This is a genomic window from Cellulomonas sp. H30R-01, assembly GCF_010119915.1.
Taxonomy (GTDB): domain Bacteria; phylum Actinomycetota; class Actinomycetes; order Actinomycetales; family Cellulomonadaceae; genus Cellulomonas; species Cellulomonas algicola.
The window spans coordinates 57,805-79,020 of record NZ_CP048210.1; the positions used below are offsets into that span (position 1 = coordinate 57,805).

At 74.3% G+C, this 21,216-nt stretch carries 15 protein-coding genes; 9 read left to right on the forward strand and 6 right to left on the reverse strand.

The genetic code is table 11. The features are described 5' to 3' along the window. The first annotated feature begins 25 nt into the window (after positions 1-25). Positions 26-637 carry a hypothetical protein gene (locus GXP71_RS00275; RefSeq protein WP_162351014.1) on the forward strand — a complete coding sequence of 204 codons (612 nt, stop codon included), beginning with the start codon at positions 26-28 and terminating at the stop codon, positions 635-637. A 125-nt stretch (positions 638-762) separates the two neighbouring features. Here GXP71_RS00275 and GXP71_RS00280 read toward each other — a convergent pair whose 3' ends face one another. After that, complete coding sequence (locus GXP71_RS00280; protein WP_162351015.1) at positions 763-1,461, reverse strand: class I SAM-dependent methyltransferase; 699 nt, start codon at positions 1,459-1,461, stop codon at positions 763-765. 105 nt (positions 1,462-1,566) lie between these two features. On the opposite strand from GXP71_RS00280, the gene GXP71_RS00285 reads away from it, so the two are divergent. Then, positions 1,567-2,514: an AraC family transcriptional regulator gene (locus tag GXP71_RS00285; protein ID WP_162351016.1), complete on the forward strand. Its 948-nt coding sequence runs from the start codon at positions 1,567-1,569 to the stop codon at positions 2,512-2,514. Between the two features lie 15 nt (positions 2,515-2,529). On the opposite strand, the gene GXP71_RS00290 is transcribed toward GXP71_RS00285, so the two are convergent. From GXP71_RS00290 to GXP71_RS00305, 4 genes are all read right to left on the reverse strand, one after another. Beyond that, positions 2,530-2,922: a hypothetical protein gene (locus GXP71_RS00290; protein ID WP_162351017.1), complete on the reverse strand. Its 393-nt coding sequence runs from the start codon at positions 2,920-2,922 to the stop codon at positions 2,530-2,532. Positions 2,923-2,937: 15 nt separating this feature from the next. After that, positions 2,938-4,431 carry an MDR family MFS transporter gene (locus GXP71_RS00295; protein ID WP_162351018.1) on the reverse strand — a complete coding sequence of 498 codons (1,494 nt, stop codon included), beginning with the start codon at positions 4,429-4,431 and terminating at the stop codon, positions 2,938-2,940. Between the two features lie 239 nt (positions 4,432-4,670). Then, positions 4,671-5,240 carry a hypothetical protein gene (locus GXP71_RS00300; protein ID WP_162351019.1) on the reverse strand — a complete coding sequence of 190 codons (570 nt, stop codon included), beginning with the start codon at positions 5,238-5,240 and terminating at the stop codon, positions 4,671-4,673. 46 nt (positions 5,241-5,286) lie between these two features. Next, positions 5,287-6,435: a zinc-dependent alcohol dehydrogenase gene (locus GXP71_RS00305; RefSeq protein WP_162351020.1), complete on the reverse strand. Its 1,149-nt coding sequence runs from the start codon at positions 6,433-6,435 to the stop codon at positions 5,287-5,289. A gap of 167 nt (positions 6,436-6,602) precedes the next feature. Between GXP71_RS00305 and GXP71_RS00310 the strand changes: the two genes are divergently transcribed. The 7 genes from GXP71_RS00310 (at position 6,603) to GXP71_RS00340 (ending at position 20,429) form a co-directional block, all read left to right on the forward strand. Next, on the forward strand, positions 6,603-10,313 hold the full coding sequence (locus GXP71_RS00310; protein WP_162351021.1) for a nitrate reductase subunit alpha: 3,711 nt from the start codon (positions 6,603-6,605) through the stop codon (positions 10,311-10,313). A 37-nt stretch (positions 10,314-10,350) separates the two neighbouring features. Further along, on the forward strand, positions 10,351-12,093 hold the full coding sequence (gene narH / locus GXP71_RS00315; RefSeq protein WP_162351022.1) for a nitrate reductase subunit beta: 1,743 nt from the start codon (positions 10,351-10,353) through the stop codon (positions 12,091-12,093). Further along, the gene (gene narJ / locus GXP71_RS00320; RefSeq protein WP_238402524.1) at positions 12,090-12,797 is read left to right on the forward strand and encodes a nitrate reductase molybdenum cofactor assembly chaperone; all 708 of its coding nucleotides are present in this window, start codon (positions 12,090-12,092) and stop codon (positions 12,795-12,797) included. Before narH ends, narJ begins: the two co-directional genes overlap by 4 nt. After that, positions 12,797-13,558 carry a respiratory nitrate reductase subunit gamma gene (narI, locus tag GXP71_RS00325; RefSeq protein ID WP_162351023.1) on the forward strand — a complete coding sequence of 254 codons (762 nt, stop codon included), beginning with the start codon at positions 12,797-12,799 and terminating at the stop codon, positions 13,556-13,558. The genes narJ and narI overlap by 1 nt, the downstream gene beginning before the upstream one ends. Next, the gene (locus GXP71_RS00330; protein ID WP_162351024.1) at positions 13,555-14,763 is read left to right on the forward strand and encodes a NarK/NasA family nitrate transporter; all 1,209 of its coding nucleotides are present in this window, start codon (positions 13,555-13,557) and stop codon (positions 14,761-14,763) included. The genes narI and GXP71_RS00330 overlap by 4 nt, the downstream gene beginning before the upstream one ends. Before the next feature lie 454 nt (positions 14,764-15,217). Then, complete coding sequence (locus GXP71_RS00335; protein WP_238402526.1) at positions 15,218-20,014, forward strand: hypothetical protein; 4,797 nt, start codon at positions 15,218-15,220, stop codon at positions 20,012-20,014. Between the two features lie 49 nt (positions 20,015-20,063). Next, on the forward strand, positions 20,064-20,429 hold the full coding sequence (locus GXP71_RS00340) for a hypothetical protein (protein ID WP_162350964.1): 366 nt from the start codon (positions 20,064-20,066) through the stop codon (positions 20,427-20,429). A 223-nt stretch (positions 20,430-20,652) separates the two neighbouring features. Here GXP71_RS00340 and mscL read toward each other — a convergent pair whose 3' ends face one another. Continuing rightward, positions 20,653-21,213 carry a large conductance mechanosensitive channel protein MscL gene (gene mscL / locus GXP71_RS00345; protein WP_162351026.1) on the reverse strand — a complete coding sequence of 187 codons (561 nt, stop codon included), beginning with the start codon at positions 21,211-21,213 and terminating at the stop codon, positions 20,653-20,655. Between the last annotated feature and the right edge of the window lie 3 nt (positions 21,214-21,216).

Genomic DNA, 21,216 nt, shown 5'->3' on the forward strand with positions numbered 1-21,216 from the left:
GACGCACCCGCGGGGACACTGGGGCGTGCTCGACCGCTACGACGGCCACATCCTGGGGTTCGCGACGGCCGACGGCCGCCGGGTCGTCGTCGGTCGCTGGCTCCGCTCGCCGTGGCCGCCGTTCGCCGACGTCATGACGCAGGACTCCGACGGCCGACGCACGCTGCTCGCGCCGCATCGCGACGTCGCCGACGAGATCGCCGCCACCTACGTGTTCGACGACGTCGTCGTCACCCCCGTGCGCGTGACCTGCGACGCGGCGGCACGTCGCTGGCTCGTCGACGCCGGACCGCTCACCGCCGACGTCACGATCGGCGACCGCACGCCGCTCGGCCGGCTGCTCGCCGCCGTGCCGCGCTCGCTGGCCCGCTCCCGCACGTTCGCGACGCTCGCGGACCCCGTCGCCCGCGCGCTCCTCCCCGGTGTGCGGACCCGCGGCAGCGCGGGTGCCGGACGGCGCGAGTGGTACGGCGCGACCGACCAGCACGCCGTCGTGGACGCCCGCGTCGCCTGGGACGGTGAGCCGTGCGGCGACCTGGTGCCCGCCGTGCCGCCGGTCGCGTTCGGGTTCTCGTCCGTGCCGCGCCGCCCGACGGTCACCACCGTCCGCACGACGATCGAGCGCCCCGACCCGTAGGCGGCCGAGCACCGCGTCGCCGCACCCGCGGCCACCCCGGCGGCCCGATGCCCCCGGGCACCCGTCCTCCGTGACGGCCGAGCGATCCCGCGGACCGGCCGCCGACGCGTCGCCGACGCCGCGCGTCAGGCCTTCCTGGCGCCGACGTACGTGATCTCCGCGCCGGCGAGGCGCCCGCGCGCGACCTCCCGCGCGTCGACGAGCCCGGCCCCCGCGAGCAGCCGCACGAGCCCGTCGTCCTGGTTCGCGCGGACGCGGTCCGCGACGGCCGGCCCGAACCGCGGCGCGTGCGCCCGCACGGCTGAGCGGCCTCCGTGCGCACCCCCGCCGAAGTCGAGGATCGTGACGCGCCCGCCGGGCCGCAGCACGCGCGCGACCTCGGCGGCGGTGGCGGCCCGGTCGGCGTCGGGCACGTGGTGCAGCGCGAGCGAGGACACGACGTGGTCGACGCTCGCGTCGGGCAGCGGGACCGCCTGCCCGTACCCGCGCACGAACGTGAGCGGCACGCGTGCCCGTCGGGCCTTGCGCGCCGCCCGGCGCAGCGCGGGCAGGTCGGGGTCGAGGCCCGTGACGACCGCGTCCGGGATCGTGCGCGCGACGAGCTGCGCGACGTTGCCGGTGCCGCACCCCAGGTCCAGGACACGGTCGCCGGCGCGGATCCCGGCGAGGCCGACGAGCCGGGCGTGGCGGCGCCGCACGCCGGTCACGGTGCTGAGGACGTCGTAGAACGGCAGGAGCGGCGCCTTGCCGGTCGGGGGGAGGTAGGGCGTGACGGCGTCGTCGGCGAGGTCGTCGACGAGCGTCACGTCAGGCTTCGTGGACATCGGGCACCACCTGTTCTGGTCGTCGGCGGCGTGGTAGACCGTCGCCGGGCTCACACCAGCGTCGCGGCCCCACGGGGACGCGGACAGGACGGAAGTGCGGGGAGAATGCGACGTTCTTCGGCAGCCACGCCGCTGCCGTTCGCGCGCGCCCGGCGCCGCGCCGACGGCGCACCGGTCGTCGCGTACGACCGGCGTCCGGGACGTGTGCCGATCGGCGCCGAGCTCTTCAGCGGCGACCAGGTCTCGCCGCAGGCGCTGCCCGGGGGAGTGCCCCACGCGCACGACTTCTTCGTGCTGGTCCACGTCGCGCGCGGCTCGGGGACGCTGCTCGTCGACGGTCGGCCCGTCCCGCTCGTGCCCGGCGACACCTGCCTCGTGCCGCCCGGTCAGCTCGTCGGGGGAGCGACGACGGACGACCCCGCGGACGCCCGCTCGTGGGTCGTGTTCTTCACCGCCGACGCGGTGGCCGGCGCGACCGCGAGCCCGCTGGCCTGGCGCTTCCACCCGCTGCTCGCGCCCTTCGCGGAGACGGCCGGGGGCGGCCCGCGGACGCTGCGGGTGCCCGACGAGGACCGCAGCACGTGGGACGCGCTGCTCCGTGTGCTGGCCCGCGAGGCGCCCGCGCACGACGACCCGCCCGCGCTCGCGGCGACCGACGAGGCGGCGACGGCGGCGCTCACGCTGCTGCTCGTGTCGCTCGCGCGGCTGGTCGGTCCGCCCGCGGACGGCGGCGCCGACCCGCTGGTCGCCGCGGTGCTCGACGCGGTCGAGGCGGGCTTCCGTGACCCGATCTCGACGCGTGACGTCGCCCGCGCGCTCGGCTACACGACGGGCCACCTCACGACCGTCGTCCGTGAGCGGACCGGGCGGACGGTCCTCGAGTGGCTCACGGAGCGACGCATGATCGAGGCGCGCCGCCTGCTGGTCGAGACCGACCTGCCGGTCGCGGTCGTCGCCGAGCGCACGGGCCACCGGGACGCCGCCTACCTGGTGCGACGCTTCCGCGAGCAGCACGGCGTGACCCCCGCGCGGTGGCGCCGCGGCGCCCGCTGAGACGACGACGCGCGGTCAGTGCGCGCCGAGGCCGTCGATGACGCCCGGGTCGCCCGCGAACGGGCGCAGCGCCGCCGGTGCCGGGAAGGGCAGGACGTACCGCGTGACGACGGCGTTGACGTCGCCGAAGTCGTCGGTGGTGACGACGACCCGGTCGGCGGCGACCTCGGACATCCGGACCCGCACGACGCGCCCGTCGTCGAGCGTCAGCTGCCACCGGTCGGCGAGCCAGTGCAGGCCGTGGCCGTCGAGCGCCTCCTCGGCGTCGTGCCAGTCGACGACCCCGGTGAGCTCGCGGCCGATCCGGTCGACGGCGACGAAGCCGTCGCCGTCGACGCGGATCCAGCCGAGCAGCTCACGGTCGCCCTCGCGCCGGTGCTCGATCCAGTCGGCCGTGAGGCTGCTCATCGGTGCACGCCCGCCTCAGTGCCCGCCGCCGTGCGCGCCCTCGACCCGCTCGCGCGGCACCGCGAAGGCGAGCGGGAGCGCGACGAGCGACAGGATCGCGCCGACGAGGAACGCCGAGTGGATGCCGCCCGCGGTGGCCGCGACCTCGCTCGCACCGCCGTCGGCGAGCGCGATCGACTGCGCGGTGAGGACGGTGACGAACAGCGCCGTGCCGGCCGCACCGGCCACCTGCTGGAGCGTCCCGACGACCGCGGACCCGTGCGAGTACCGCTCGGCGGGCAGCGACCCGAGGGCCGAGGTGAACAGCGGCGTGAACATGAGCGCGAGCCCGGCCGACATCGTGAGGTGCGCGGCCAGCAGCATCCACGGCGAGGAGTCCGGCTGCAGCAGGACGAAGCCCCACAGCGCGAGGCTCAGCGCGATCGCGCCGGGCACGAGCAGCGGACGCGGCCCGACCTTGTCGTACGCGCGCCCGACGGCGGGCGCGAGCAGGCCCATGAGCAGCCCGCCCGGCAGCAGCAGCAGACCGGTCTGGAGGGTCGTGAGGCCCAGGACGGACTGCGCGTAGATCGGCAGCAGGATGATCACGCCGAACAGCGAGACCATGAGGCCCGCGAGCAGCGCGACGGACACCGCGAACGTGCGGGACGAGAACACGCGCAGGTCGAGCAGCGCGTCGTCGACGCGGGCGAGCGACCGCTGCCGCAGGACGAACAGCACGAGCGCGACCGCGCCGACACCGAGCGAGATCCAGGTGGTGGTCGCGACCCCGCCGTCGGTGATCTCGCCGAAGCCGGCCAGCCCGTAGACGATCCCGCCGAAGCCGAGCGCGGACAGGATGACGGAGGTCACGTCGACCTTGGCGTAGCGCGGCTCGGTGACGTTCGGCAGGCGCATCGCACCGAGCACGATCGCGACGACGGCGATCGGCAGGACGAGCCCGAACATCCAGCGCCAGCTGAGCACCGACAGGATGAGGCCGGAGATCGTCGGGCCGATCGCGGGCGCGACCGAGATGACGACGGAGATGTTGCCCATCGTGCGCCCGCGCGCGGCCGGCGGGGTGACCGTCATGACCGTCGTCATGAGCAGCGGGAGCATGATCGCCGTCCCCGACGCCTGGACGATCCGCCCGGCGAGCAGCACGACGAACCCGGGTGCGAGCGCGCAGATCAGCGTGCCGGTCGCGAACAGCGTCATGGCCAGCAGGAACGCGGGGCGCGTCGTGATGCGCTGCAGCACGAACCCGGTGACGGGGATGACGACGGCCATCGTCAGCATGAACGCCGTGGTCAGCCACTGCGCGGTCGACGCGGTGATCGCCAGGTCCTCCATGAGCCGCGGCAGCGCGACACCCATGATCGTCTCGTTGAGGATGACGACGAACGTCGAGACGAGCAGCACCGTGACGGCGAGGCGGTCGCGCGGGTTCATGCGGTCAGGGGGCGCGGCGGCAGCCTTGCCAGCGGCTGCGTCGTCGCGCAGCGGGGCGGTGGAGGTCTCGGTCACAGGGGCACCTGGCTTCCGGGGGGACGGTCGGGAGTGGTGTCGCACGCGTCGACGCGAGCGGCGTCGACGGCGGAGCGTCCAGTCTTGTCGAGGGGTCTGACACGGTCGACGCAAATACGCCACCGGCAGACGGGCCTCTTCCTGACCGACCGCCCACCACGCCACAACTCATCGGCCCGCGCGTTGCTTCCTTCCCCGGCGGGTGACGCGCGGACGCGTGACCTGCGCCCGCGCCGGGGTCAGGCCGCCCGGCGGCGCAGCGCGCGCACGACGAGCACGGCGCCGGCGGCCGCGAGCACCCACGGCCCCGCGACGAGGACCGGGTCCATCGCGTGGTGGTGGCGGTCGACGCGGTGGCCCTCGGCCCGCGACGCGAGCCCGTGGCGCCGACCCTCGGCGAGCACGCCCGTCTCGGTCACGGGGTTGTCGGGGTGCGGCGTCGCGAAGGACGCGAGGTGCTGCTCGACGGCGTCGACGCGGTCGGCGGCGATGAGCAGCAGCCAGTGCGCTGCCCGCCCCTCGCTGTAGGCGGCGTAGGCGTGCCGGCGGATCGCGCCCGAGACGCCGTGCAGCGGCTGTGCCGTCCCGAAGACCGGGGTCAGACGGGCGTGCTCGATCGACCGCTCGCGCGGCGCGAGCTCGGGCTGCTGCTCGGGCTCGGTCCAGTGCGCACCGGTCTCGAGGTCGGTGCGCTCGCGCGGGTACGACGGGCGGTCGGCGGGGTCCTTGTCGACGCCCCAGCCGGGGATGCGGGCGGCGAGCTGCTCGGGGGTCTCGGGCAGCGGGGGCTTGTCCGGGGTGTACGGCATGACGGACCTCCTCGGGAGGGCGGGCGGTGGGCGCTGTGCGGGAGGGTCAGCTCGCGCCCGGCAGGACGAGCGTCTTGACGCAGCCGTCGAGCTTCGCGGAGAACATGTGGTACCCCTCGGCGATGTCGTCGAGCGGGATGCGGTGCGTGACGATGTCGCTCGGCTTCAGGTAGCCGTTGCGGATGTGCTCGAGCAGCCGCGGCCACTGCCGCTTCACGGGGGCCTGGTTGGTGCGGATGGTGAGGCCCTTGTTGACGGCGTCGCCGAACTTCACGGCGGAGAAGATCGGGCCGTACGCGCCCATGACCGAGACGGTGCCGCCCTTGCGGACGGAGTCGATGGCCCAGTTCAGCGCGACCGGCGATCCGCCCTGCAGCTTGAGCTTGGTGCCCGTGACGTGCTGCGTGAGGTTGCCGTCGGCCTCCGCGCCGACCGCGTCGATGACGACGTCGGCGCCGAGGTACCCGGTCGCCTGCTTGAGGTGCACCACGATGTCGTCGACCTCGGCGAAGTTCACCGTCTCGGCGAACGCGAACGTGCGGGCCTTCTCGAGCCGGTAGTCGACGTGGTCGACGACGATGACGCGGCCGGCGCCCATGAGCCACGCGGACCGCGCGGCGAACAGCCCGACGGGTCCCGCGCCGAGCACGACGACGACGTCCCCCTCGGCGATGTCGCCGAGCTGCGCGCCGAAGTACCCGGTCGAGCACGCGTCGGTGAGCAGGACCGCGTCCTCGTCGGCCAGCCAGTCGGGGATCTTCGACGGCCCGACGTCGGCGAACGGGACGCGCACGAGCTCCGCCTGGCCTCCGTCGTACCCGCCCGTGGTGTGCGAGTAGCCGTAGATCCCGCCGACGGCCGTCGCGTTCGGGTTGACGTTGTGGCAGTTGGACCACAGGCCGCGAGCGCAGAAGAAGCACGTGCCGCAGAAGATGTTGAACGGCACCATGACGCGGTCGCCGACGGCGAGGTTCCGCACCGACGGGCCGACCTGCTCGACGACGCCGACGAACTCGTGGCCGAACGTGTGGCCGACCCGGGTGTCCGGCATCATCCCGTGGTAAAGATGCAGGTCGGAGCCGCAGATCGCCGCGCAGGTCACTCGCACGACCGCGTCGTTCGGGTGCTCGATGCGGGGGTCGGGCTTCTCCTCGACGCGGACCTTGTACGGGCCTCGGTAGACCATCGCGCGCATGGGGCGTCTCCTCGCGAGCCGTGGCGGCGCGCGCCCGGTCCCGACGCTTCCGACAGGCTCGCACGGGGGCGCGCAGGTCGCAGCCCGGCGTGGTCGGCTGGAGGACGACGCGTGCCGCGGGCGACTTCCGGTGGCGACGCCCGGCGGGCTCCGGCATGGTCGGGGACATGGGCGACGGGGCTCGACTCGACGGACCTGCGACGGACGCGCTCCTGCAGGCAGGGCGCTTCTTCACGCGGTGGGACGAGACCGCCGACAACCGCGCGGTCTTCCGCGAGGGCGGCCGGCGCGGCGACGCGTTCTACCGGGACCGCTGGCGCCACGACAAGGTGGTCCGCTCGACGCACGGCGTGAACTGCACGGGCTCGTGCTCGTGGAAGGTCTACGTCAAGGACGGGATCATCACGTGGGAGGCCCAGCAGACGGACTACCCGTCGCCGGGCCCGGACCGCCCCGACTACGAGCCGCGGGGCTGCCCGCGCGGGGCGGCGTTCTCCTGGTACACGTACTCGCCGACGCGGGTCCGCTACCCGTACGCGCGCGGCGTGCTCGTCGAGATGTACCGCGAGGCGAAGGCCCGGTTGAAGGACCCGGTGCTCGCGTGGGCGGACGTCGTCGGGGACCCCGAGCGGCGGCGGCGGTACCAGCAGGCCCGCGGCAAGGGCGGGCTCGTGCGCGTCGGCTGGGACGAGGCGGTCGAGATGGTCGCGGCGGGCCACGTGCACACCATCAAGACCTACGGGCCGGACCGCTGCGCGGGGTTCTCGCCGATCCCGGCGATGTCGATCGTGTCGCACTGCGTCGGGACGCGGTTCGTGCAGCTCATCGGCGGCGTGATGACGTCGTTCTACGACTGGTACGCCGACCTGCCCGTCGCGAGCCCGCAGATGTTCGGCGACCAGACGGACGTCCCGGAGTCGGGCGACTGGTGGGACGCGACATACCTCATGATGTGGGGCTCGAACGTCCCGGTCACGCGCACCCCGGACGCGCACTGGATGGCCGAGGTCCGCTACCGCGGCACGAAGGTCGTCACGGTGTCGCCGGACTACGCGGACAACACGAAGTTCGCCGACGAGTGGCTGCCCGCGCAGGCGGGCACGGACGCGGCGCTCGCGATGGCGATGGGGCACGTCGTGCTGCGGGAGTTCCTCGTCGACCGGGAGGTGCCGTTCTTCCGCGACTACGTGAAGCAGTACACGGACCTGCCGTTCCTGGTGACGCTGACGCCGCACGGCGAGGGTGGCTACGTCCCGTCCAAGTTCCTGCGCGCCGCCGACCTCCCGGACGCCGTCCCGGGGGCCGAGGGCGACGACTGGAAGACCGTCCTGCTCGACGCGGCGACCGGGCGGCCCGTCGTGCCGAACGGGTCGATGGGGTTCCGCTACACGGAGTCGGGCGAGGGGCGCTGGAACCTCGACCTGGAGGGCGTCGACCCGGCGCTGTCGGCGGCCGACGCGGTCGGCCCCGCGGACGCCGTCCCCGTGCTGCTGCCGGTGTTCGACCAGCCCGACGGGTCCGGCTCGGTGCTGCGGCGCGGCGTCCCCGCACGGCGCGTCGGCGACCACCTCGTCACGACCGTCTACGACCTCATGCTCGCGCAGTACGGCGTCGGGCGGGACGGGCTGCCGGGGGAGTGGGCGGCGGGCTACGACGACGCCGACACCCCCTACACGCCGGCCTGGCAGGAGGCGATCACGTCGGTCCCGGCGGCGGCCTGCGCGCGGATCGCGCGGGAGTTCGCGGCGAACGCGGAGAAGTCGCGTGGCCGGTCGATGATCATCATGGGCGCGGGCATCTGCCAGTGGTTCCACGGCGACGCGACGTACCGCGCGGTGCTGGCCCTGCTCGCGCTGACCGGGTGCTTCGGGCGCAACGGCGGCGGCTGGGCGCACTACGTCGGGCAGGAGAAGTGCCGCCCGCTGACGGGGTGGCTCTCGCTCGCGAACGCGCTCGACTGGTCGCGGCCGCCGCGGACCATGACGGGCACGTCGTACTGGTACATGCACACCGACCAGTGGCGCTTCGACGGCTACCGGGCCGACGCGCTCGCGTCGCCGCTGGCCGAGGGGCACCTCGCCGGCATGCACACCGCGGACACGATCGCGCAGTCGGCACGGCTCGGCTGGATGCCGTTCTACCCGCAGTTCGACCGCAACCCGCTGGACCTGGCGGACGAGGTGCGCGCGGCCGCCGACGCGGGCGAGGCGCCCGACGCGACGGCGGCACTCGTGGAGCGCATCGCGGACCGCCGGGTGCGCTTCGCCGTCGAGGACGTCGACGCCCCCGAGAACTGGCCGCGCACGCTGATCCTGTGGCGCGCGAACCTGCTGGGGTCGTCCGCGAAGGGCAACGAGTACTTCCTGCGCTACCTGCTCGGCACGCACTCGAACGTCACGGCCGAGCCGGCCGACGTGCGCCCCCGCGACGTGACCTGGCGCGACGGCGTCCCCGAGGGGAAGCTCGACCTGCTGGTCAGCGCGGACTTCCGCATGACGTCCACGACGCTGCTGTCCGACGTCGTGCTGCCCGCGGCGACCTGGTACGAGAAGTACGACCTGTCGTCGACGGACATGCACCCCTTCGTCCACGCGTTCACCCCGGCCATCGACCCGCCGTGGGAGGCGCGCTCCGACTTCGACGCGTTCCACCTGGTCGCACGCCGGTTCTCCGAGCTCGCGCGCACGCACCTCGGCACGCGGTACGACGTCGTGAGCGTCCCGGTCCAGCACGACACCCCCGGTGAGGCGGCGGGGCACGTCGGGGGCCGGGCGCGGGACTGGGCGGGCGGTGACATCGCGCCGCAGCCCGGCGTGAACCTGCCGCTGCTGCAGGTCGTCGAGCGGGACTACACGGCGGTCGCGGACAAGCTCGGCTCGCTCGGGCCGCTCGCCGACACGCTGGGGTTCACGATCAAGAACGTCACCTACCGGCTCGAGCACGAGGTCGAGCGGCTCGGTCGGCTCAACGGCGTCATGCTCGGCGGCGCGGGCGACGGGCGGCCGGCGCTCGACACCGACGTCAAGCTCGCCGAGGCCATCCTGTCGCTGTCCGGCACCACGAACGGCGAGCTCGCGACGCAGGGCTTCCGGTCGCTCGAACGTCGGGTGGGCAAGCCGCTCGCGGACCTCGCGGAGGGGTCGGAGGAGAAGCGGATCACGTTCGCCGACACCCAGGCCCGCCCGGTGCCCGTCATCACGTCGCCCGAGTGGTCGGGGTCGGAGACGGGAGGCCGCCGGTACGCGCCGTTCACGGTCAACGTCGAACGGCTCAAGCCGTGGCACACCCTCACCGGGCGCATGCACTTCTTCCTCGACCACGACTGGATGACGGACCTCGGCGAGGCGCTGCCGATCTACCGCCCGCCGCTCGACCTGCACCGGCTGCTCGGCGAGCCACGGCTCGGCCCCGACGGCGACGCGCAGGTCACCGTGCGGTACCTGACCCCGCACAACAAGTGGTCGATCCACTCCGAGTACCAGGACAACCTGCTGATGCTGTCGCTGTCGCGCGGCGGGCCCGTCTGCTGGGTGTCGGTGCAGGACGCGGCGATCATCGGGGCTGCCGACAACGACTGGATCGAGTGCGTCAACGCCAACGGCGTCTTCGTCGCGCGGGCGATCGTCAGCCACCGCCTGCCGCAGGGCGTCGTGTTCGTGCACCACGCGCAGGAGCGGACCATCGACGTCCCGAAGTCGGAGAAGACGGGGCGCCGCGGCGGCATCCACAACTCCGTGACCCGCCTGCTGGTCAAGCCCACGCACCTCGTCGGCGGCTACGCGCAGCTGTCCTACACGTTCAACTACCTCGGCCCCACCGGCAACCAACGGGACATCGTGGCGACGATCCGCCGCCGCTCGCAGGAGGTGGAGTACTGATGCTCACCGCACCGGAGGTCCAGGGGAGGGCCGACGCATGAGGGTCATGGCGCAGATGGCGATGGTCATGAACCTCGACAAGTGCATCGGGTGCCACACGTGCTCGGTCACCTGCAAGCAGGCGTGGACGAACCGCGCGGGCGTCGAGTACGTGTGGTTCAACAACGTCGAGACGCGGCCCGGGCAGGGGTACCCGCGACGCTACGAGGACCAGGAGCAGTGGCGCGGCGGCTGGACGCTCAACAAGCGCGGCCGGCTCACGCTCAAGGCCGGCGGCCGCGTCAAGAAGCTCCTGACGATCTTCGCGAGCCCCGTCCAGCCGAAGCTCGAGGACTACTACGAGCCGTGGACGTACGACTACGAGAACCTCATCGACGCGCCGCTCGGCGACGACTTCCCCGTCGCGCGCCCGAAGTCGCTCATCACGGGCGAGGACACGAAGATCCGGTGGTCGGCCAACTGGGACGACAACCTCGGCGGCACCGCCGAGATGGGGCACCTCGACCCGATGGTCGCGAAGGTCCGGGCGGAGTCCGAGGACCGCATCCGGTTCGAGCTCGAGCGCACGTTCATGATGTACCTGCCGCGGATCTGCGAGCACTGCCTCAACCCGTCGTGCATGGCGTCGTGCCCGTCGGGCGCGATCTACAAGCGGGCCGAGGACGGCATCGTCCTCGTCGACCAGGACCGCTGCCGCGGCTGGCGCCAGTGCGTCACCGGCTGCCCCTACAAGAAGATCTACTTCAACCACAAGACCGGCAAGGCCGAGAAGTGCACGTTCTGCTACCCGCGCGTCGAGGTGGGCCTGCCGACGGTGTGCTCGGAGACGTGCGTCGGGCGCCTGCGCTACATCGGCCTCGTGCTCTACGACGCCGACCGCGTCACGGAGGCTGCGTCGGTCCCCGACGACCAGGACCTCTACGAGTCCCAGCTCGACCTCATGCTCGACCCGACCGACCCCGCGGTGATCGCCGCCGCCCGCGAGCAGGGCATCCCCGCCGACTGGCTCGACGCCGCCCGCCGCTCGCCCGTCTACGCGCTCGCCAAGACGTACCGCGTCGCCCTCCCGCTGCACCCCGAGTACCGGACCATGCCGATGGTCTGGTACGTCCCGCCGCTCTCGCCCGTCGTCGACCTGCTGCGCGAGCAGGGGCACGACGCCGAGGACCACGGCAACCTGTTCGGCGCGATCGACGCGCTGCGCATCCCCGTCGAGTACCTCGCGTCGCTGTTCACCGCGGGCGACACCGACGTCGTCACGGGCGTCCTGCGCCGTCTCGCCGCGATGCGCGGCTACCTGCGCGGCATCACGCTCGACGAGGACGCCGACGAGCGCATCCCCGCGTCCGTCGGCATGACCGGGCAGCTCATGTACGCGATGTACCGGCTGCTCGCGATCGCCAAGTACGAGGACCGGTACGTCATCCCGAAGGCCCACGAGGAACGCGGGCACGAGCTCGAGGAGCTCGGCTGCTCGCTCGACTACGACGAGGGCCCGGGCATGTACGAGCAGGCGCCGTTCGGCGAGGCGTCCGGCCGGCCCGTGCCCGTCGCGGTCGAGACGTTCCACGCGCTCAAGCAGCGGCAGACGTCCGACCGGCTCGCGACACCGTCCGAGATGCACGGGAGGGTCAACCTGCTCAACTGGGACGGCAAGGGGACACCGCCCGGGCTGTTCCCGTCGTCCGGCGGACGGGCCACACCACCCGGACCGGGCGCGACCGGCGGGGCCGACGACGGGCCGGGCGTCGACCCGGGCGTCACGGGGACGCGGTCGTGAGGGGGCCGGTGGTCCGGGGGCGGCGCGCGTCGACGGCACGCCGGACGTCCGCGCGCGTCGTGCACCAGGCGGCGTCGTGGTGCCTCGCGTACCCCGACGACGACCTCGTCGACCGGCTGCCGCTGCTCGTGGCCGCCGTCGACGAGCTGCCCGCCGGAGCCGCGCGCGACGGGCTCCGCGGCTTCCTCGACCACGCCGCGACCACGCCGCTCGCCGACCTCCAGCGCGCCTACGTCGACGCGTTCGACCTGTCGGGCCGCCAGACGCTCTACCTGTCGTACTGGACCGACGGCGACACCCGCCGCCGCGGCGAGGTGCTCGCCGCCTTCAAGGCCCGGTACCGCGCGTCGGGGATGCTCGTCGACACCCGGGGCGAGCTGCCCGACCACCTGCCGCTCGTGCTCGAGTACGCCGCCGTCGCCGACCCTGCCGACGGGCCCGCGCTGCTGCAGGAGTACCGGCCCAGCCTCGAGCTCGTCCGGCTCGCGCTCGTGGAGGCCGGGAGCCCGTGGGCCGGGGTGCTCACCGCCGTCTGCGCGACGCTGCCCGGGGAGTCGCCGCGCGACCGCGCCGCGGTGCACGCGATGGCGGCGGCCGGGCCGCCGCGCGAGTCCGTCGGGCTCGACGCCGCCGACCCTCGGCTGCTGCCGCTCGCGGTGTCTGTCCCGGCCGGTGCTGACGGGCCGACCGGAGGAGGGCGCTGATGGACGTGCTGCTGTGGGGTGTCGTGCCGTACCTCGCGATCGTCACGCTCGTCGGCGGGACGATCTGGCGGTACCGGTACGACCAGTTCGGCTGGACGACCCGCTCGTCGCAGCTCTACGAGTCGCGCCTGCTGCGCATCGGCAGCCCGCTGTTCCACTTCGGGCTCGTGTTCGTCATCGTCGGGCACGTCGGCGGCCTCGTGATCCCGCAGTCGTGGACCGACGCGGCCGGGCTGTCGCAGGAGGCGTACCACGCGATGGCGCTGGTCGTGGGGGGCATCGCGGGCTTCTGCACGCTCGTCGGCGTCGCCATCCTCGTCTACCGGCGGCGCCGCACCGGGCCCGTGTTCATGGCGACGACGAAGAACGACAAGACCATGTACGTCGCGCTCGTCGCCGCGATCGTGCTCGGCCTCTGGACGACCCTGAACTCCGTCGGCGCGGGCCACGAGGCGCACAACTACCGCGAGACCGTCGCGCCCTGGTTCCGGTCGCTGTTCGTCCTCCAGCCCGACGTGGACTCGATGGCCGCCGCGCCCGCGTCGTTCCAGTGGCACACCCTCGTCGGCCTCGCCCTGATCGCGATCTTCCCGTTCACGCGCCTCGTGCACGCGTTCACCGCGCCGTTCCACTACCTGTTCCGCCCGTACATCGTCTACCGCAGCCGCGACGCCCGGCCCACACCCGGTGCGAGCGCACCCCGACGCGGGTGGGACCCCGTCGGCACACGTGACCGCGAAGGATCGGGGAGGGGCCGATGACGACCACCACAGCTCCGTCGACCCGCGTGGCGGGACGGACGCTCAACCTCGTCCTCGCGACGTGGACGTTCGCGATCACGTTCTGGGCCTGGAACCTCGTCGGGCCGCTCGCCGCGCGGTACACCGAGGAGCTCGGGCTCTCCGCGACCCAGAAGTCGCTGCTCGTCGCGACCCCCGTGCTCGTCGGTGCCGTCGGCCGCATCCCCGTCGGCGCGCTCACCGACCGCGTCGGCGGTCGGCGCATGCTCGGGATCCTGTCGCTGGTCTCGATCGTCCCCGTGCTGCTGGTCGCGTTCGCGGGTGAGCAGGAGTCGTACGCGCTGCTGCTGCTGTTCGGCTTCCTGCTCGGCATCGCCGGCACGACGTTCGCCGCGGGCATCCCGTTCGTCAACGCCTGGTACGAGCCCGCCCGCCGCGGCTTCGCGACCGGCGTCTTCGGCATCGGCATGGGCGGCACCGCGCTCTCGTCGTTCTTCACGCCGCGCATGGTGAACTCGTTCGGCTACGTGACGACGCACGTCCTGGTCGCGGTCGCGCTCGCGGTCACCGGCGTCGTGGTGCTCTCCGTCTCGCGCGACGCACCCGCCTGGAAGCCGTCGACGCAGCCCGTCGTGCCCAAGCTGCGCGCCGCGATCAAGCTGCCCGTGACCTGGCAGATGTCGTTCCTCTACGCCGTGACGTTCGGCGGCTTCGTCGCGTTCTCGACCTACCTGCCCACGTACCTGTCCGACGTCTACGGCTACGACCTCGCCGACGCCGGCGCGCGCACCGCGGGGTTCGCGATCGCGGCCGTCGTCGCGCGCCCGCTCGGCGGCATCCTCTCCGACCGCGTGCACCCCAAGCCCATCGTCCTCGTGTCCCTCGCCGGCGCCGCGGTCATGGCCGTGCTGCTGTCGTTCAAGCCCGTCCCGGAGATCCCCGCAGGCACCGAGTTCGTGCTCATGGCCTTCTTCCTCGGCATCGGGACGGGCGGCGTGTTCGCCTGGGTCGCCCGTCGTGCACCCGCCGACCGGGTGGGCTCGGTGTCGGGCATCGTGGGTGCTGCGGGTGGCCTCGGCGGGTACTTCCCACCGCTCGTCATGGGGGCCACGTACGACGAGGCGACGCACTCCTACACGGTCGGCCTGCTGCTGCTCTCGGCCACCGCTGTCGCGTCCTTCCTGTTCGTCCTGCTGCGCCTGAAGCGCGAGGACCGGGTAGCGTGAAGGACGGCGGCGACGACCGCGCCGACGGGTGTGCACAGCGGCAGACCCGATCGTGTGAAAACCGCTCCCCGGCGTGGCCTGGACGTTTGACCAAGAGCCCCCTCATGCCGCACACTCGTACTCGACGGTGCGCATCGCCTGCCCCCTGCGCGGTGCGCACCGTTTTGACTTCCCAGGAGCGGGACGGGTCTTCGGAACCGTCCCGCTCCGGTCGTCTGCCGGCACGTCCGCAACCCTCTCCGCACGCGGGTGAGCGCTGCGGCCCGGGGTGCGCCGCGCGGCCCCGTCGGCGGCGCCCGGACACCCCGGGATCCGTACGACGACGGACGGGAACCGCGTGACGGCGGGGAAGGGGCGCCCCACGACGTCCCCGGAGCGTGACCCGGCGACACCATCGGGGGAGCCACGGCGCGCCACGCCGCCGACCGCAGACCCTGCCGTTACCGTTCCTGGGGTGACAGTCCCCGCGCGCTCGTCCGGCACGGGTCCCGACCAGGCTCCCGCGACCGACGCGACCCCGAACGCCCCCGTCGCCCTCGTCGCCCCGCCGACCCGGGCCGACCTCGTCGACCGCGCGGTGGAACGCTGGCGCGAAGGCCTGGTCGAGGCCGCCGGCGGGTCGACCCTCGCCGACATGGAGCTGCTCGGCGACGCCGCGCTCGACCTCACCGCCGCCCACCCCTCGGGCATGGCACAGCTCTTCGCCGGCCGCCCCACCCGCCTGTCCAACCTGGTCCGCGAGGGCGCCGCGCTCTCGACCGCCCGCCGCCGTGCCCGTGCCGTCGCCTCGCGCGCCGCGGTGTACGAGCAGCGCTACGGCATCGCCCCGACCGCGCTCGCGATCGGCGTCGCGACCTGGACCGAGCGGCCCGCCGCACGCGACGACCACGACGACGTCGACGCGCTCGCCGTCGCGACCCGGCCCGCCGACCCCGCGCCCCGCTCGACCACGCAGGCCCGCACCGTCCGCGCGCCCGTCCTGCTGCGACCCGTCACGCTGCGCGCCCGCGGCACCGGCGAGGCCGACTACGAGATCGCGCTCGAGCCGACGCTCGACGTCAACCCCGTCCTCGCGCGGGCCCTGCGCACCCGGGGCGCCCTGCTCGACCCGGGCGCCGTCGCGCGCGGCACCTTCGAGAGCGGCGGCTTCGACCCGCGTGGCGCGCTCGCGCGCCTGTCGTCGCTCGGCGAGGCCGTGCTCGACGACTTCCGGCTGACCGAGAAGGTCGTCGTCGGGACGTTCGTGCACCCCGGGCAGATCCTCGTCGACGACCTCGACGCGCTGTCCGCGGCGCTCGACCAGCACGAGGTCGTCTGCGCGCTCGCCGGCGTCGACGTCGACCGTGAGCGCCTCGTCGTCCCCCTGCCCGAGCCCGTCGCGGGCGACCGCGACCCGGGCGTCGAGCGCGGCGTCGGTGACCTCGACCCCGCGCAGCAGCACCTGCTCGACGCGCTCAGCACGGGCGCCCACCTCTTCGTCGACGCCCCCACCGGCGCCGACGTCACGGGCACCCTCGCCGCGGTCGTCGCCGACGCCGCCGCGTCCGGCCGCACGGTCCTCTACGTCCCCGGCCACCGCCGGGGTGCCACCGCGCTCGCCGCCAGGCTCGACGAGCTCGGCCTCGGCGACCTGCTGCTCGACGTCGCCCCCGAGGCCGGCTGGCGCACCGCCGCGGCGCGCCGCCTGCTCGGTGCGATGACCCTCGACGCGCCCCCGGTCGACGGGCAGAGCCTGCACGTCCTGCGGACGCGCCTCGTCGAGCACCGCGAGCGGCTGCGCGCGTACGTCGACGACCTGCACGCGACCCGCACGCCGTGGGGCGCGTCGGCCTACGACGCACTGCAGCAGCTCGCCCGGCTGACCTCGACGCGTCCGGCACCGCGCACCACCGTGCGGCTCACGCCCGACGTCGCGCGCGTTCTGGACGCCGAGCGGCGCGCAGCCCTCGGCGCGGACCTCGTGCGGGCCGGCGAGCTCGGTGCGTTCGACGTCCGCCCCGTCGACACGCCCTGGTACGGCGCCGACCTGCGCACCCGCGCGGACGCCGACGTCGTCGTGCGCCGGATCTCGCGGCTGCTCGACGGTGCCCTGCCCGCGCTCGTCGAGCGCACCGCGCAGGTCGCGGCGGACACCGGGCTCACGCAGGCGACGTCCGTCGCGTCGTGGGCCGAGCAGCTCCGGATGCTCGACGGCGTCCGCGGGGCGCTCGACGTCTTCCTGCCGATCGTCTTCGAGCGGACCGCCGCCGACCTCGTCGCCGCGACCGCGACACCGCAGTGGCGCACCGAGCGGGGCGTCGACATGGGGTTCTGGCTGCGCCGTCGGCTGCGGCGGCAGGCGCGCGACATGGTCCGCCCGGGCCGTCCCGTCGCCGACCTCCATACCGCGCTGCTCGACGTCCAGGCGCAGCGCGAGATCTGGCAGGCGCACTGCCCCGCGGGTGGCTGGCCCCGGCTGCCCGACGGGCTCGAGCACATCGAGGAGGAGCACCAGGCCGTCGCCGAGGACCTGCGGGCCCTCGACGAGGTGCTCGCGTCGACCCCGGGTGGGGCCGGGCTCGCCCAGCTGCCGTTCGCCGCGCTCACCGAGCGGCTGTCGCGCCTGCGCGCCGACACGAGCGCGCTCGACACGCTGCCCGACCGCACCGGTCTGCTGCACCGGCTGCGCGCCGCCGGGCTCGGGGAGCTCGTCGACGACCTCGCGACGCGCCGCGTCGACCCCGCGCTCGCCCCCGCCGAGCTCGACCTGGCGTGGTGGAGCACGGTCATCGAGCAGATCCTCACGCAGGACCCCACGCTCGCGGGCTACGACGGTGCCGCGCTCGGCGACCTGTCCGCGCAGTACGCCGCGCTCGACCGCGCGCACGTCGCGAGCCTCGCCGGACCCGTCCGGCAGGCCGTCGCCGCGCACACGCAGGAGGTCCTGCGGCAGAACCGCGAGCAGTCCGAGTCGCTGTTCGTCGAGCTCGTCGAGGAGCGGCTCACGTCGCTGCGCGACACCATCGCGCGCCACCCCGACATCGCCCGCCGACTGCGTCCCGTCGTCGCCGCGAGCCCCATGCTCGTGCCGCAGGTGCTCCCGCCGTCGCGCACCGTCGACCTCGTCGTCATCGACGCCGCCGCGCACCTGCCCGTCGACATGGCCGTCGCCGCCATCGCGCGTGGCCGGCAGGTCGTCGTCGTCGGCGACGCCCGCTGCGCCTCCGGCACCGCCGTGCGCGAGCTCGCCGCGGTCCTGCCCGTCGTCGCCCTCCACGCCGAGACGTCGCGCCGCGACCCGTACCTCACCGCGTTCCTCGCCGCGCACGGCTACGAGGGCGTGCTGTCGCCGACCCCGCTGCCCGAGCACCGCCCGCTCGTGCGGCTCGACGTCGTCGACGGGACCGGCATGCCCGACGCCGCCACCGGCACCGTCGCCTCGACCCGCGCCGAGGTCGAGCACGTCGTCGAGCTCGTGCTGCACCACGCGCTCATGCAGCCCGACGAGTCGCTCGCCGTCGTCACCCCGTCCGCCGTGCACGCCGACGCGCTGCGCGACGCGATCCTCACCGAGGTCCGCGGCAACCCCGCCGTCGCCGCGTTCTTCGACGGCGGCCGCGCCGAGCCGTTCGTCGTCACCGACCTCGCCAACGTCGCGGGCCTGCGCCGCGAGGCCGTCATCCTGTCCGTCGGGTTCGGCCGCACGCCCCACCGCCGCGTCCTGCACTCGTTCGGCGTCGTCGGCGAGCCCGGTGGCGACGCGCTGCTCCTCGACGTCCTCGGCGCCACGCGACACCGGCTCACCGTCGTGTCCTGCTTCGGTGCCGACGACCTCGACCCCGAGCGCGTCCGCGCCGCCGGCCCGCGGCTGCTGCGCGACCTCCTCGCGTTCGCCGAGTCCCGCGGCGCCGGCGCCACCGGCGACGACGTGCGGCTCGTCGCGCCCGGTCCCCGCCCTGACGCCGACATCGACCTCCGCGCCGCCGAGGCGGCCGCCGAGACGTCGGGCGGGACCGCCGGCGGGTCGGCCTCGGCGTCGGCCGGGGTCGCTCGTGGCTCGGCGCACGACTCCGGCGAGCCCGACCGGCTGCTGCTCGACCTCGCCGAACGGCTCTGGCGGCACGGCCTGACCGTCGAGGTCGACTACGGCATCCCTGGCGGCACGCGCATCCCCATGGTCGTCGGGCACCCCGACGCGCACGACCGGCTGCTCGTCGCCGTCCTCACCGACGACGAGGCCTACGTCGGAGAGCCGTCCGTGCGCGTCCGCGACCGGCTCCTCGCCGACCGGCTCGAGCGGCTCGGCTGGACCGTCGTGCGCGTGTGGTCCGCCGCCGCGTTCCTCGACCCCCAGGCCGAGGTCGACCGCATCCGTCGCGCCGTGCACGGCCGCGTTCCCGCACCCGCGATCCCGCGCAAGGCACCGCTCGTGCTCGGCATCCCGTCGTCCGTCGACGAGAGCGACGACGTCGAGGAGCTGCCGCCCGTCACCGCACCCATCCGCATCTCCGTCCGCGCGACCCTCGCCGCGCGCCGCGCGGCCGGCGCCGACGACGTGGACGGGGCGACCGCCGACGACGAGCCCGACGCGGGGGCCCAAGGCCGCGACCGCAGCACGGGGACCGAAGGCCGCGATCGCGACGCCGGGTCCGAAGGCCGCGACCGAGGTGCGGGTGTCACGGGCGACGACCCCGACGCGAGCGACTTCACGCGCGACGCCGACGGCGCGGTCGCCGCTCGTGACATGGTCCGCTCGGAGGCAGGCGACGTCACGCACGACTCGGGCGGGGCGGTCGCCGCTCACGACATGGTCCGCTCGGAGGCAGGCGACGTCACGCACGACTCGGGCGGGGCGGTCGCCGCTCACGACACGGTCGACACGGACGACCCGACGACCGACGCCGGACGCGCTCCGATCGACGAGGCTGCGACGGCGGGGGCCGGGATGGACGCGGCCTCGGGCGAGGCGAGCGTCGCGCGGGTCGACGGTGAGTCGTCGACCGTGTCCCCGCCCACGACCGGTGCCCACCACGTGCAGCTCACGCTCGCCGGGGTGCCCGGTGCGCCGCGGCCCGACGTGCGCAAGGGTCTGCCGATCGGCGCCTACAGCGACGACCAGCTCGACGAGCTCGTCGCGTGGCTCCGGTCGGACGGGGAGGACCGCAACCGTGAGCAGCTCGCCGCCGCGCTCCGCGACGAGCTCGGGATCACGCGCCGCTCCTACCGGATCGACACGGCCGTCCGCTCGGCCGTGAGCCGCGCCCTGCGCTGACGCGCCGGGGTCTGCCGGACGGAGCTGCGCCGGATGGGATCATCGTGCGGTGAGCGACAGCCCCGAGAACCTGGCCTGGACGGAGGCCGTCGACGGTCCAGGTCGGACGTCGACCTCGGCCGTGCGTGCGGACGCCGGAGCGGCGTCCGGGCGGTCGCCGCGTGCCCCGCGACGAGCCGTCCGACGGGCCGGGACGGTGGGCACCGACGAGTCGGTGCTGCGTTCGACGCACCCGGCGGCTCCGGCCGACGGCCAGGACGACGCCGCGTCTCCCGCGACACCGGCGCAGCCCGCTGACGCGTCCCACGACCCGGCCGTCCCGCTGCGTGCCCTCGACGACACCGACGTCGGCTGGGGCCACGACGCCGACTCGAACGACGACCGTCTGCACCGCGACCGCCCCCCGCACTGGTGACGCGCGCGAGCACGCCGCGCGCGATCCGCGCTCGTCGGTGCCACCGGTGAACCACGCCACCGTCTGACGGGTGCGGGACGCGGCCCGCGCCGGTGCGCTCGTCCGGGGCGGCGACAGCGGTGGCCGTCGCCCACTCAGCGTCGGTGGGCGGTGTCGCCTGTCGCAGCGACGGTGAGCGGTGTCGCCTGTCGCAGCGACGGTGAGCGGGTTCGCCCGTGCGGTGTCAGGCGGTCGGAGGAGGCGTCGCCGGGCCGCTGCCCGGCTGGAACGTCGGGGGCGTGCCGGGAGCCGTGCCGGTCCCTGGAACCGCGCCGGCGTCGTTGGCCACGGCAGGGCTCGGGCGGGCGGCGAGCAGGTCGCGGATCTCCTGCAGCAGCAGGATGTCCTCGGCCGGGGCCTTGGGCTCCTCCTCCTCGCCGCGCTTGCGTCGTGCGGCCAGCGCGTTGAGAGGCAGCACGATGACGAAGTACACCGCGGCCGCTGTGATGAGGAACTGCAGCAGCGCGTTGAGGATGAGCCCGATCGAGAACGTGGCCCCGTTGATCGTGAAGCGGCCCAGGGCGGACAGGTCCGGCTCGCCGAAGATCGCCGCGATCAGCGGGCCGATGAACCCGTCCTGGAGCGCGGTGACCACGCCCGTGAACGCCGCGCCGATGACGACGCCGACGGCGAGCTCGATCGCGTTGCCGCGCGAGATGAAGTCCTTGAAGCCCTGGAACACCTTGGGCAGCCCGCGCAGGTGCTCGCCGGCGCCCCGCAGGCCCTTGTTGACGGTGTCGGTCATGTG

Bases quoted from the DNA above. Each gene is read 5' to 3' on its own strand.
- GXP71_RS00280 (WP_162351015.1), bottom strand. From the start codon at position 1,461: ATGTCCACGAAGCCTGACGTGACGCTCGTCGACGACCTCGCCGACGAC.
- GXP71_RS00285 (WP_162351016.1), top strand. From the start codon at position 1,567: ATGCGACGTTCTTCGGCAGCCACGCCGCTGCCGTTCGCGCGCGCCCGG.
- GXP71_RS00290 (WP_162351017.1), bottom strand. From the start codon at position 2,922: ATGAGCAGCCTCACGGCCGACTGGATCGAGCACCGGCGCGAGGGCGAC.
- GXP71_RS00300 (WP_162351019.1), bottom strand. From the start codon at position 5,240: ATGCCGTACACCCCGGACAAGCCCCCGCTGCCCGAGACCCCCGAGCAG.
- GXP71_RS00305 (WP_162351020.1), bottom strand. From the start codon at position 6,435: ATGCGCGCGATGGTCTACCGAGGCCCGTACAAGGTCCGCGTCGAGGAG.
- GXP71_RS00310 (WP_162351021.1), top strand. From the start codon at position 6,603: ATGGGCGACGGGGCTCGACTCGACGGACCTGCGACGGACGCGCTCCTG.
- narH (WP_162351022.1), top strand. From the start codon at position 10,351: ATGAGGGTCATGGCGCAGATGGCGATGGTCATGAACCTCGACAAGTGC.
- narI (WP_162351023.1), top strand. From the start codon at position 12,797: ATGGACGTGCTGCTGTGGGGTGTCGTGCCGTACCTCGCGATCGTCACG.
- GXP71_RS00330 (WP_162351024.1), top strand. From the start codon at position 13,555: ATGACGACCACCACAGCTCCGTCGACCCGCGTGGCGGGACGGACGCTC.
- mscL (WP_162351026.1), bottom strand. From the start codon at position 21,213: ATGACCGACACCGTCAACAAGGGCCTGCGGGGCGCCGGCGAGCACCTG.